The sequence below is a fragment of the Acinetobacter sp. WCHAc010034 genome (genome assembly GCF_001696615.3).
Taxonomy (GTDB): Bacteria; Pseudomonadota; Gammaproteobacteria; order Pseudomonadales; family Moraxellaceae; genus Acinetobacter.
Window position 1 is genome coordinate 1,821,505 of the sequence record NZ_CP032279.1, and the last position, 12,272, is coordinate 1,833,776.

Here is a 12,272-nt window from a genome sequence, read left to right on the forward strand (position 1 = left end):
TATATCTATGACTCAAACTTCAAGAGAACTTCTGTAAATGCTTAATGATGTTAATAATCAAAAACTAACATACATAGATCTCTTCTCGGGTTGTGGTGGATTGTCTCTTGGACTTGGAAAAGCTGGTTGGCAAGGTATCTTTGCCGTCGAAAAAGACTCTATGGCTTTTGCTACTTTCAAACATAATTTAATTGATAGTCAAAATTCACATTTCTATTGGCCGAGTTGGCTACCTCAAAAAGAAACAACAATTCAGGATATGATTACAACATATTCTGAAAAATTAAAGAGCTTAAAGGGTAAAGTTGATTTAATCGCTGGTGGACCACCGTGTCAGGGATTTTCTTTGGCTGGACAGAGAAATGAAAATGACCCTAGAAACAAACTTTCTGAAGAATACATTAAGATGGTTAAGGTCATATCACCGAAATATTTGCTGTTAGAAAATGTGCGAGGATTTAACTCATCTTTCAAAAACAAAGAGAATGGTAAAATTAAGAAGCCATATTCACTAATCGTAAAAGCTAAGCTGGAGAAACTAGGCTATAAAGTTTTTCATAATTTTGTTTGCAGTGCTGATTTTGGTGTTCCACAAAAAAGAACTCGATTCATTATGATTGGCATTAAAAAAGAGTTGTTATCTTCAAAAAAAAATTTTGACCCCTTTTATCAATTAATTGGATCTAGAAAAAAATTCTTGGATTCGAAAAATTTACCTTTCCGACATATAACGACTGAAGAAGCAATCGGAGACTTACTTGTTAAAAATAATGGTGTTAAATACCATTCAGGAAATGAAATCAGTGGATTCAAACAAATCGATTATAAACCCGTACTTACACCTACTGAATACCAAAATGTAATACGTGAAGGTATTAAGGACTTAGTACCTAATAGTTTGAGACTTGCTAGACATAAAGAATTAACTATTAAAAAATTTAAAGAAATTCAAAAAATCTGTAAACCAGGCACGAGTCTTAATGATGAAATGAGAGCTCATATTGGTACTAAAAAACAGGCAATTACCGTTTTAGATGCATCTCAGCCATCGAGAACCTTAACTACGTTACCTGATGATTTATTACACTATTGTGAACCACGAATTCTAACTGTTAGAGAAATGGCTCGTATCCAATCATTTCCTGATACTTTTAAAATCTTAGGTAAATATACTACTGGTGGTGACCGTAGAACTAGTGAGTGTCCACGTTATACTCAAATTGGTAATGCTGTACCTCCATTCTTAGCAGAAGCATTAGGCTTATTAATTAAAGATATAGAAGATCATTATGCAGAATGAAAATAATCTCCACTTTAACAACAATGAATTAAAAGTTAATTTTATAGCCAACGCTGGTATTAAAGATATCGTTGGTAGAGGTTTAATTTACAATGATAATGTTGCAATTATAGAACTAATCAAAAACTCTAAAGATGCAAACTCTCCTAAAGTATTTCTAGAGTTTGATGATATTACAAGTAAAAATAGCCCATTAGTTTCTGAAGGGAAAATAATAATAAAAGATTTTGGTCATGGCATGACTAAAACAGATATAAAAGACAAATGGCTAAATATTGCATATTCTGAAAAGAAGCATAGTAAATTTAAAGAATATGCGGGTAATAAAGGTGTAGGAAGGTTTAGTTGTGATCGCTTAGGAAGCTATTTAGAACTTTATACCAAATCAAAAAATGATGACTTTCTAAGATTATCAATAAATTGGGAGGATTTTGAAAATAAAGGAAAATCAGATATTATTTCTGATATTGCCTTAAAAATAGAAATTCTTGAAAAAAATAATTTTCTTGAAAAAGTGAATGAATTAGAATTTTATCATGGTACTGTGCTGATTATTAGTAAACTTCGGAGTGATTGGCCAGAGCAGAAATTAAAAAAATTAATTGCTGAAATTGAAAAATTTTCACCCTCTTTAGATGATGATTTTCAAGTCTTTTTCAAATCCAATAGTCGATTCGAAGATAAAGAGCTCACTCAAAAACAAAATAAAAAAATTAATAATAATATTTTAGAAAAATTAGCTTTTAGAACAACATATATAAAATCCTTTATAGATAAAACAGGACAATATATTGAAACTTTCTTATATTTTCAGGGAGAATTAGTATTTAAATATAAGGCCAAAAATCCATATAAATTATTGAAAGGTATTAGTGTTGAATTCCACTATTTAGACTCGTTATCTAAATCATATTTTACAAAGAATTTTGGTATAAAGCCAAATAGCTATGGCTCCATTTTTCTTTTCTATAATAATTTTAGAATATCTCCTTATGGCAATGAAAAAAATGACTGGCTAGGTTTAGATCAGAGAAAATCACAAGGTACTTCAAGAAATTTTGGTACTCGCGAACTAATTGGACGAATAGATATTACAGACCATGATGAAACTTTCTCAGTTATTACTAGTCGTGAAGGCCTAGTTCATAACAATGCATATTTCGAATTAGTAGCTTTCGATCCTGAAGAAAAAGCATTGTTAGACAATGGAAAAAATGAGTATGGTTATGTAACAACCATTATAAGACAATTAGAAAGTTTTGTAGTTAAAGGTACAGATTGGAATAGATTAGAAGATAAATGGGGAAAATTACTATCAGTTTCTTCTGATGATGTTCTAAAAAATCCAGACCGTTTCTATACCAAAGATTTATCTATTGATCTTGTTAAGAAAGAAGTACTAAAAATTAAAGATTCTATATTTGATTTATTAGATTTTGAAATTGATAGTAAGATACTTAGTAAGATTCAATCTATTAATCATGAAAAATATTCTGGATTTTTAGCAGACTTTATTGAAAAAACAGAGGATAAATCATTAGAAGATTTATCACCTAAAGAAAAAGGAATTGTAAAAACTCTTATTCAAGCCACTCAAAAAAAGGTGAATGAAGCTAATTTTGAAGTAAAAAAAGCAAGAGAAGAAACTCAAAAAATTAGTAAAACATTAGAAGTTGAAAAGAAAAAACATGCATATCTTCTTGCTACTAGAAAGACACTTAGTAAAGATGCGGATGGATTGATTCACACTATTAAAATAAATAACTCAGAAATAAATAATGGAATTGATAATCTAATCGATAGTATTGAGTTTAATGAAATTGATAATGATGGAATTATTAAAAAGCTAAACAACATACGTCTTTATGCTTTAAAAACTCTTAAAATGGCTGAACTTGCTATTAGATCTGATTTTGATAAAGACATTGATATAAAGAATGTTAATATTACTCAATATATTTATGAGTATCTTGAAGTTTATAATGAAACTTTTGGAAATCATAATCTAAAATTTACATATAACAAGAGTTTAAATTTCATACGCAGCTTAAGTGTATTAAATTTATCAATTATCTTGGACAATATAATATCAAACTCTATAAAGTGGGGAGCTACACATATAGAGTTTTCGCCATCTATTATTGATGATCAGTTAAGTATTTTAGTTTCTGATAATGGCATAGGTTTATCAAATTTATTCATAGATCAACCTGATGAAATTTTTAATTTGGGAGTACGTGATACCCCTCCCGAGGAAATTTCAGGTTCTGGAATTGGCTTATTCTATTCAAGACAATTACTCGAAGAAATGAATGCTGAAATTAGATTTGTTGGTAATAATGAATTATTATCTGGAGCTTGTTTTGAGGTGGTTTTCAAATGATACTTAGAAAAATATTAATGCTTGATGATGGCAATATTTCTGAATCAATTGAAGGTATTGAGCGGAAATTAAGAAGAGAAGGTATCCAAATTCATATTCAGGTTCTCAATCCTCAAGATCATAAATTTAAGACTGAAGTATCTTCGGGTAATTTTGAAATTGATTTTGATAAAATAAAAAAAGAAATTACTGAAAATCATAAATCAATAAAATATGATGTAGTTGCGTGTGATTTTAATTTTTCCAGTGATACTTTAAATGGTTACATGCTTATTCAATGGCTAATTAACATTGCTAATACCAATCAGTTCCCTTTCAGAAAAGCTAAATTTGTTTGTTACTCTTCTGAAGAGAATAAATTTAAAGATCATATTATTCATAATGATGAGCTAATAAAGTTAATTAAATTAAACATTCATGCTTTCTATCAAAGAAAGAATCTTGTTGATGATATCTCTGCTTTAGTAAAAAAAATTAACAATAATTTTTCAATGTCTGAACATTTAAAAATGCGCCTGAATGAAATGCCTGATTTAAAGTTTCAAAAAATTTACCCAAACTTTAAAAATAAAACTCTATACGAAATATCTGAGGAAATAAATAAAGAATCTCACCATGGACTGTCTTTTCAAAAGTATTTTGTAGACTTAACTTATGCACATATAATAGAGCTAAATAAATAATATGTATTATCTCATTTATCCAGATGATCCAACTATTTACTTTATGAATCCAATCATAAAAAAATTAAAGAGTTATATCGAAAATGGTTCATTAGTCCTTATTAGTTGTGAAGCTGATTTAAATTCGTATAAAGATTCGGTGTCAAAAATTAGAAAGATTCCTGAGAATTCTAAAGTTATTTTTATTGGGCACAGTACAACTTCAATTTTATATGGTGGTCAGAGCACTGACTTTCAGAAGAGGCCTTTACTTGAGCTTTCTCAAATGTCTATCTTTAAAAATATTGAATTATTTTTAATTTCATGTTTTTCAGAAAAACTATTAAAAAGTTCAAGAAGCCAAAGAAACTATTCAAAGTGTTTAGGTTTTGGGCTACTTCCATCAGAGTTACAAGAAGTTGTAGCTCACTCATCTATGAGAAAGTTAGCTCTTGATCAAGATGATATTAATATTTTCAAATTTCATTTAGCTGACATCTTTTGTTCTGTACTTAATTATATGATCTCTAATAATACCTCATTAGATGAGGCTTATAACTATTTCAAAATCATAACTCATAAAAAAACCAATGAACTTATTCTAGTTGACAAAAATGAGAAAGTTGCAGAACTCTTCTTCTATGTTTCTCAAGAAGCACTATTAGATTGAAAAATCAAGGCAACAAATTTTTAGAACTAACATTTAATTTATCTGCTAATTCATAGATTTTTTCCAAAGTAGGATTAACTTCTCCTCTTTCAATTCTACCTAAGTAACTCCGATCCATGTTACAAAGCAATGCTAATTGCTCTTGTGACATGTTTCTTTCTTTTCTGTATTTACGAACCAATTGCCCGAATTGAATAGTAAGTTCTGACATAAACATTCAAATGCTTAAAAAACAGAACTATCACTATTTGAGGATTATATATCCACGGACTATAATCCTCTTTTTGAGTTTTCTAACTTTCCATTATGAAACAAATTACTTCCCCTATCTTTCAATCTTTTCTTTTACTTCTATCTCAAAGCCAAATTGATGGATGGACATCAAACAAAATTTGGAACAAATTGAATCTTTCAAAAGATGAAAAGCAACGAATCAACCAACAACAACTTTATAGACTTCTTAGAAAACTTGTACATCAAGGTCACTTGATCAAAAATATTCATTTAGACAATCCAAGACTTTCAACATTTAATGAAACAAAAAGCATGGATACTTTTAGAAAGCAATTTGACATTAAAACCTTAAAAAATGATGCGGGTAAACTTGGTTTCAAGACTAAACAATTAAAAGAAAAGCAAAAAATTTACGAAAACCAAATAAGAGCCTCTGAACAAGCCCTTATAGACTTCCCAGAGCTAAAAATTGAAATTATGAGAAGAAAAAACCAATTACTTCAAGATATTGAAAAACTAAAAGCTTACACTGATTTTTTAACATCATTGATATAATATGAGATCCGATTCACTGAGTCTAAAGTTTCATTTTAGTATGAAACTTTATTACTAAACTAGTAGTAGGAATTGAAGAAAAAATGATGCTTAGTATGAAACTTTATTTTTTCTTCAATTATTTACAGTTTATAAATATCAATAAGATAAAGCTGGTTTAGTATGAAACTTTATTACTTTCATACACAATCCGGCCTTTTTTAATTGCTTTTGAATGAGAAGAAAGATGACCCAACTGACCTGCTTCAAAGCCTATGACATCCGGGGCAAGCTCGGCACAGAACTGAATGAGGAAATCGCCTATAAAATCGGGCGCGCTTATGGCCAGATTTATCAGCCCAAAACCGCTGCCGTCGGCTGCGACATGCGCCTCAGCAGCGAAGGCTTAAAGCAGGCGGTGATCCGCGGCTTGAATGATGCCGGAGTCAATGTGCTGGACTTGGGCATGACCGGCACGGAAGAGGTTTATTTCGGCGCATTCCATTTAGACGTGCAGGGCGGCATTGAGATTACCGCCAGCCACAACCCTATGGACTATAACGGCATGAAGCTGGTGCGCGAAAATGCGCGCCCGATCAGCGCCGACACCGGCCTGAAGAAGATTCAGGCGCTGGCGGAATCCGGCAGCTTTGCTGAAGCAGCCCTGAAAGGCTCCACTGAAAAATACAATATCCTGCCGGAGTTTGCTGAACACCTGATGGGCTATATTGATCCCGCAAAAATCCGCCCGCTGAAGCTGGTGATGAATGCCGGTAACGGCGCTGCCGGGCATGTGATTGACGCCATTGAAGAAAAATTTCAAGCGCTGAATATTCCTGTGGAATTCATCAAGATTCATCATGAAGCGGACGGCACATTCCCGAACGGCATTCCCAACCCGATTTTAGTCGAAAACCGCGCCAGCACGCGCAATGCGGTTCTTGAGCATAAAGCGGATATGGGCATTGCCTGGGACGGCGACTTTGACCGCTGCTTCCTGTTTGATGAAAAAGGCCAGTTTATTGAAGGCTACTACATTGTCGGCCTGCTGGCGCAAGCCTTCCTGCTGCAGCAGGCCGGCGAGAAAATTGTGCATGATCCGCGCCTGATCTGGAATACCTTTGACATTGCCGGAAAATATCAGGGCATTCCGGTGCAGTCCAAATCCGGCCATGCCTTTATTAAGGATGTGATGCGCGAGCACAATGCGGTATACGGCGGCGAAATGAGCGCGCACCACTATTTCCGCGATTTCGCCTACTGCGACAGCGGCATGATTCCGTGGCTGCTGGCCGTTTCAGTCTTGTCTGAAACTGGACAGTCTTTGTCAGCGCTGGTGGAAGATATGATTGAGAAGTTCCCCTGCTCAGGTGAAATCAACTTTAAGGTGGCGGACACGCAGCAGACCATTCAGAAAATTCTGGTGCATTTTTCCGGGCAGCAGCCTGAAATAGACACCACGGACGGCGTCAGCCTGAATTTTGGCGCATGGCGCCTGAATGTCCGCGCCTCCAATACCGAGCCTTTGCTGCGCCTGAATATTGAAAGCCGCGCAGATAAAAATCCTCGGCCGATGCAGGACTATGTTGGCGAGTTGACTCAGCTGATTCAAAGCTGAGCCGGTAAAATTTAAAAAGAGCCTATTCAAGGCTCTTTTTTACAGCTTATTTCCGGTATCCATTCGGATTCCGCTTTTGCCAGTTCCAGCTGTCCGCCAGCATGTCTTCCAGACTGTATTTAGGCTGCCAGCCCAGCTCCGCTACTGCGCGCGCATTGTCGGCAAACGAAGTCGCCACATCGCCTTCGCGGCGCGGCGAAAACGCATAGCTGACAGGAATGCCGTTAACCTGCTCAAAGGTTTTGACCACTTCCAAAACGGAAGAGCCTTTGCCTGTGCCGATATTCCAGGCGCGGCAGCCGCTATTTTTCAGACGGTTATTCAAGGCGCATAAATGCGCATTGGCCAAGTCAACGACATGGATATAGTCCCGCACGCCTGTGCCGTCAGGGGTATCATAATCATTGCCGAAAATTGCGAGTTTTTCCCGGCGGCCGACCGCCACCTGAGTCACATAAGGCATTAAGTTATTCGGAATGCCCTGCGGGTCTTCGCCCATGCAGCCGCTTTTATGCGCGCCGACCGGGTTGAAATAGCGCAGCAGCGCGATGGACCAGCGCGCATCGGCAGCCGCCAGCTTCTGCAGCAGCTGCTCGGCAATCAGCTTGGTATAGCCGTAGTTATTGCTTGGCATGCCCGTCGGCATGCCTTCATTCAGGGGGGAAATATTGGCTTCATCATATACGGTGGCCGATGAGCTGAAGACCAGCCTGAATACGCCAGCCCGCTCCATCGCCTTCGCCAGACTGATGGTGCCGGCAATATTATTGTCAAAATACGCCAGCGGAATCTGCTGGCTTTCACCCACGGCTTTCAGGCCGGCAAAGTGGATCACCGCATCAACGGCATGGGCTGCAAAAATCTGATCCAGAATCTGCTGGTCCAGAATATCGCCTTCTACAAAGTCCAAATACTTGGAAGTCAGCGCTTTTACGCGGGTCAAAGACTCTTCTGAACTGTTGGATAAATTATCCAGCACCACCACTTCATGCCCTGAATTCAATAATTCAACACAGGTATGCGAACCGATATAGCCGGCGCCACCCGTTACTAAAATTTTAGCCATCTGTTTTTCCTAATAAAATCCGGATTAAGCCTTGAGTCGAAGCATCCAGCTTGGATAAATCAGCCTGCGCGCCGTTTAAAATCGGCAAAAGCTGATTGGCAATTTCCTTGCCTTTTTCTACGCCCCACTGGTCAAATGGATTGATATTCCACAGCACCGACTGCACAAAAACCTTGTGCTCATACATGGCGATCAGCATGCCTAAGCTGTACGGGTTCAGCTCCTGCAGCAGGATTGTCGTGCTCGGCTGATTGCCTTGATACTTTTTATATTCCGGCAAAGATTCCAGTCCGCTTTGATCTAAAGCCTGATTGCCGAAGGCCAGCAGGCGGGATTGGGCTAAGCAGTTTGACAGCGCCAGATGATGCTGCTCAGCCAATGCATCGGCATTGTCCACATAGGTAAACTGCCGGCTGTTATAGCGCTGCACCGGCGCAATAAAGTCGCAGCTGACCGAATGCGTGCCCTGATGCAGCAGCTGGTAAAATGCATGCTGCGCATTCGGCCCAACCTCGCCCCAGACAATCGGGCAGGTATCCCAGGCGGCCTTTTCGCCGCTGCGCTGAATCGACTTGCCGTTGGACTCCATTTCCAGCTGCTGCAGATAGGAGGCAAAATATTTCAAGCGCCCATCGTAGGGCAATACCGCATGCGTCTGGATATCCAGAAAGTTGCTATTCCAGGCGCCCAGCAGGCCCATCAATACCGGAATATTTTTTTCAAGCGGCGCATGCTGGAAATGCTGATCCAGCGCATGCGCCCCCGCCAAAAACTGCCTAAAGCCGGCAGCGCCAACCGTCAACGCAATCGGCAGGCCGATGCAGGACCACAGCGAATAGCGCCCGCCGACCCAGTCCCACAGCAGGAACTGATTTTCCGGCGCAATGCCCCAGGCAGCCATTTTTTCCGGCTTGGTCGACACGCCGATAAAATGATGCTTCAGAATCTGAGGCTCCTGGCCTAAAGCCTTTTCCAGCCAAAGGCGGGCGGTTTGCGCATTCGACAGCGTATCAATGGTGCCAAAGGACTTGGATGAAATAATGAATAAAGTGGTTTCGGGGCGCAGCTGGTGCAGCAGGTCTGAAAGCTGGGTGCCGTCCATCGTCGAGACAAAATGCACCTTCAGCGGTTTAGCCGTATTGACCTTGAAGTCAGACAGCGCATGATTCACCATCAGCGGGCCAAGGTCTGAGCCGCCCACGCCGATATTCACCACATCCTGAATCACCTCGCCTGTCGCGCCGCGGCATTGGCCGGCATGAATTTTTTCCACCAAGGCATACATGCGCTCTGACTGCGCATGCACCTGCCGGGCTAATTCAGGATGCTGCGCATCGTTCTGCGGCAGGCGCAAGGCCCAGTGCATGGCGGCGCGCTGCTCAGTATAGTTGATTTTTTCTTCTGAAAATAAGCGCTTGATCCATGCGTCCAGATCGCGCGCCTTGACCAGGTCCAACAGCGCCCGGATGACGGATTGATCAATGCGCTGCTTGCTGCAGTCAAAAATAATCTCATCAAACTGAATTGAAAAATGCCCGAAGCGCTGCGGATCTTCCGCAAACAGCGCATTGAGATGCTTTTGACCAACGCTTTCACTCAAATCCGTTAAATGCGACTTTGCTGATTTTGCGTCTTTTTTAGGGAAAAGGTGTAAATTCATCATGAGCGCCCGACCCCCATATAGGCAAAACCCTGCGCCTTGACATAGCCGGGATCATAAATATTGCGGCCATCCAGAAGCAGCGGATGCTCCATGCGCTGCTTCAGCTGCCCATAATCAGGCGACCAGTACTGTTTCCATGCGGTCAATAGGCAAAGCGCATGCGCCTGATCGGCAGCCTGATACTGATCCTGGCACAGAATCAGGTCACTGCGTTCCGCATACTGTTCACGGATTTCATCCAGCGCTTGCGGGTCATGCAGCTTGACTGTCACGCCCTGCGCCCACAGTGCTTCCAGCATGGTGTGAATTGGCGAATAATGCGTGCTGGAGCTGTTTTCCTTAAAGGCAGCGCCCCAGATGGCGACCGTTTTTCCGGCAAGGTTGCCATGGAAATAAGCCCACAGCTTTCGGAATAGGAATTCCTTCTGCTGTTCGTTAATGTCCCAGACCTGCGCTAAAAGCTGGCTTTTCACGCCGGTATTTGACACAGCGCTGGTTAAGGTCAAAATATCCTGTGAGAAATTTTCCCCGCCAAAGCCGGCGCCCGAATACAGATAGCCGGCGCCAATCCGGCTGTCCGCAGCCAAGCCCTGGCGCACATTTTCAATATCAATATTTAATTTTTCCGCAACCACAGCCAGGTCATTCATATAGCTGATGCGCGCCGCCAGCATCCCGGAAATGCTCAATTTGGTAAATTCAGCATCCAGCACAGGCATGAACAGGTATTCCTGCGCGCGCGGAAACAGCGGCCGCAACATTTCCTGAATCAGCCGCTGCGCGCGGGCCTCTTCACAGCCGAGAATAAGCCGGCTCGCGCCTGTAATGCTCTGGAATGCTCGCCCTTCCTGAACAGTATCCGGAAAATACGCCCAGTCATCCTGAGGCAGCAGCGCTTTCAAAGCCTGCGTTCCATGCAGCCCAAAGCTGGATGCATTGATCATCAGCTTAGGATGAATAATTGTGCGCTGCTTCAGCTTCTGCAGTGCGCCCCGCGCCAGATGCTCCTGCGCGGTGTTGAAACTGAAAATATAGGCATCCACCTCTAAGCTGAGCTGCTCAAAATTGCAATATTTTAAAAATCCGCTTCTAAACTGCTTTTCAAGCGCGTCCACTACCTCCTGCTCTTTGATGTCAAAGGCTGGCCTATGGCTGGACTCATTGCACACATAAACATCATGCCCGTATTGCGCAAGCAATGACGCCATGACAGCAGCATAAAGTGTTGTTCCAAATATTGCGATTTTCATGATGGATCTCTTCGCCTACAGTTCCAGTCCGCGGATCATCGTTTTAAAGTCTTCGCCCAGTACCGGATGGCTCACGCCGTAATGCAGCACGGCTTTTAAATAGCCGAGCTTGCTGCCGCAGTCAAAAGTCTGGCCTTTCATGCGGTAGGCTTCAACCGCTTCAGCCTGCTGCAGCAGCGCAATCGCGTCGGTCAGCTGAATTTCATTGCCTGCGCCTTTCGGGGTTTTTTCCAGCAGCTGCATGATTTTTGCCGGCAGGATGTAGCGCCCCACCACAGACAGGTTGGATGGCGCTGCGCCCACTGCAGGCTTTTCAACAATGCCCTGCATGGCAATGCTTTCACCCTCATTTGGGGAGCTTGCAACATCTACAATACCATACTGATCGACTAAATCCTCAGGCACAGCCTCCACCATAATCTGCGCCGCCTTAGCTTCACCAAAGCGGCGGATCATGCGCGCGAGATCATTTTCAGCAGTATTTTCTTTTACCAGCACATCCGGCAGCAGCACCGCAAAATCATCATCGCCGACCACGGATTTTGCACACAGCACCGCGTGCCCCAAGCCGAGCGGCTGCGGCTGGCGCACGCTGATCACGCTGACATGCGCTGGTAGGATTTCGGAAATTTCTTTCAGCAGGTCAAATTTCTTTTTATGTTCCAGCGAAGTTTCCAGCTCAAAATTGCGGTCAAAATAGTTTTCTATCGACGCTTTTGATGAGTGCGTCACCAGAATGATCTGCTCAATGCCGGCAGCCACAGCTTCCTTGACCACGTATTCAATGGCCGGGCGGTCAACCACCGTCACCATTTCTTTCGGAATAGACTTGCTGGCCGGCAGGAAACGCGTGCCTAAGCCCGCTACAGGGAGAATGGCTTTTTTGATCATA

11 protein-coding genes are annotated in these 12,272 nt (G+C 41.1%); 6 read left to right on the forward strand and 5 right to left on the reverse strand.

Annotation, left to right across the window (positions count from 1 at the left end; translation table 11 throughout):
* Positions 1-37: 37 nt before the first annotated feature.
* From BEN74_RS10350 to BEN74_RS10365, 4 genes are read left to right on the forward strand one after another with little or no spacing between them, the layout of a single operon-like run.
* Positions 38-1,300, forward strand: coding sequence for a DNA cytosine methyltransferase (locus BEN74_RS10350; RefSeq protein WP_068908913.1), 1,263 nt, complete (start codon positions 38-40; stop codon positions 1,298-1,300).
* The gene (locus BEN74_RS10355; protein WP_213072359.1) at positions 1,290-3,683 is read left to right on the forward strand and encodes a sensor histidine kinase; all 2,394 of its coding nucleotides are present in this window, start codon (positions 1,290-1,292) and stop codon (positions 3,681-3,683) included. The genes BEN74_RS10350 and BEN74_RS10355 overlap by 11 nt, the downstream gene beginning before the upstream one ends.
* Positions 3,680-4,366 carry a hypothetical protein gene (locus tag BEN74_RS10360; RefSeq protein ID WP_068908909.1) on the forward strand — a complete coding sequence of 229 codons (687 nt, stop codon included), beginning with the start codon at positions 3,680-3,682 and terminating at the stop codon, positions 4,364-4,366. The genes BEN74_RS10355 and BEN74_RS10360 overlap by 4 nt, the downstream gene beginning before the upstream one ends.
* Before the next feature lies 1 nt (position 4,367).
* The gene (locus tag BEN74_RS10365; RefSeq protein ID WP_068908907.1) at positions 4,368-5,015 is read left to right on the forward strand and encodes a hypothetical protein; all 648 of its coding nucleotides are present in this window, start codon (positions 4,368-4,370) and stop codon (positions 5,013-5,015) included.
* A gap of 4 nt (positions 5,016-5,019) precedes the next feature.
* Here the strand turns inward: BEN74_RS10365 and BEN74_RS10370 are convergent, their stop codons facing one another.
* Positions 5,020-5,232 (reverse strand): helix-turn-helix domain-containing protein, encoded by a 213-nt coding sequence (locus tag BEN74_RS10370; protein WP_068908905.1) that lies wholly within the window; start codon positions 5,230-5,232, stop codon positions 5,020-5,022.
* A gap of 89 nt (positions 5,233-5,321) precedes the next feature.
* Here BEN74_RS10370 and BEN74_RS10375 point away from each other — a divergent pair, with 89 nt between their 5' ends.
* Entirely contained in the window at positions 5,322-5,804 is a 483-nt protein-coding gene (locus BEN74_RS10375) for a hypothetical protein (protein WP_068908903.1), read from the forward strand.
* A 226-nt stretch (positions 5,805-6,030) separates the two neighbouring features.
* The gene (locus BEN74_RS10380; RefSeq protein WP_068908900.1) at positions 6,031-7,401 is read left to right on the forward strand and encodes a phosphomannomutase/phosphoglucomutase; all 1,371 of its coding nucleotides are present in this window, start codon (positions 6,031-6,033) and stop codon (positions 7,399-7,401) included.
* Between the two features lie 46 nt (positions 7,402-7,447).
* On the opposite strand, the gene galE is transcribed toward BEN74_RS10380, so the two are convergent.
* From galE to galU, 4 genes are read right to left on the reverse strand one after another with little or no spacing between them, the layout of a single operon-like run.
* Entirely contained in the window at positions 7,448-8,467 is a 1,020-nt protein-coding gene (galE, locus tag BEN74_RS10385) for a UDP-glucose 4-epimerase GalE (protein ID WP_068908898.1), read from the reverse strand.
* A complete protein-coding gene (gene pgi, locus BEN74_RS10390; RefSeq protein WP_068908896.1) occupies positions 8,460-10,130 on the reverse strand; it encodes a glucose-6-phosphate isomerase in 1,671 nt (556 codons plus the stop codon). Before pgi ends, galE begins: the two co-directional genes overlap by 8 nt.
* Complete coding sequence (locus BEN74_RS10395; protein WP_068908894.1) at positions 10,127-11,380, reverse strand: UDP binding domain-containing protein; 1,254 nt, start codon at positions 11,378-11,380, stop codon at positions 10,127-10,129. The genes pgi and BEN74_RS10395 overlap by 4 nt, the downstream gene beginning before the upstream one ends.
* Positions 11,381-11,395: 15 nt before the next feature.
* Positions 11,396-12,271, reverse strand: a complete 876-nt coding sequence (galU, locus tag BEN74_RS10400) for a UTP--glucose-1-phosphate uridylyltransferase GalU (RefSeq protein ID WP_068908892.1) — start codon at positions 12,269-12,271, stop codon at positions 11,396-11,398.
* Between the last annotated feature and the right edge of the window lies 1 nt (position 12,272).

Bases quoted from the DNA above. Each gene is read 5' to 3' on its own strand.
- galU (WP_068908892.1), bottom strand. From the start codon at position 12,271: ATGATCAAAAAAGCCATTCTCCCTGTAGCGGGCTTAGGCACGCGTTTC.
- galE (WP_068908898.1), bottom strand. From the start codon at position 8,467: ATGGCTAAAATTTTAGTAACGGGTGGCGCCGGCTATATCGGTTCGCAT.
- BEN74_RS10375 (WP_068908903.1), top strand. From the start codon at position 5,322: ATGAAACAAATTACTTCCCCTATCTTTCAATCTTTTCTTTTACTTCTA.
- BEN74_RS10355 (WP_213072359.1), top strand. From the start codon at position 1,290: ATGCAGAATGAAAATAATCTCCACTTTAACAACAATGAATTAAAAGTT.
- BEN74_RS10360 (WP_068908909.1), top strand. From the start codon at position 3,680: ATGATACTTAGAAAAATATTAATGCTTGATGATGGCAATATTTCTGAA.
- BEN74_RS10370 (WP_068908905.1), bottom strand. From the start codon at position 5,232: ATGTTTATGTCAGAACTTACTATTCAATTCGGGCAATTGGTTCGTAAA.
- BEN74_RS10380 (WP_068908900.1), top strand. From the start codon at position 6,031: ATGACCCAACTGACCTGCTTCAAAGCCTATGACATCCGGGGCAAGCTC.
- pgi (WP_068908896.1), bottom strand. From the start codon at position 10,130: ATGATGAATTTACACCTTTTCCCTAAAAAAGACGCAAAATCAGCAAAG.
- BEN74_RS10365 (WP_068908907.1), top strand. From the start codon at position 4,368: ATGTATTATCTCATTTATCCAGATGATCCAACTATTTACTTTATGAAT.
- BEN74_RS10350 (WP_068908913.1), top strand. From the start codon at position 38: ATGCTTAATGATGTTAATAATCAAAAACTAACATACATAGATCTCTTC.
- BEN74_RS10395 (WP_068908894.1), bottom strand. From the start codon at position 11,380: ATGAAAATCGCAATATTTGGAACAACACTTTATGCTGCTGTCATGGCG.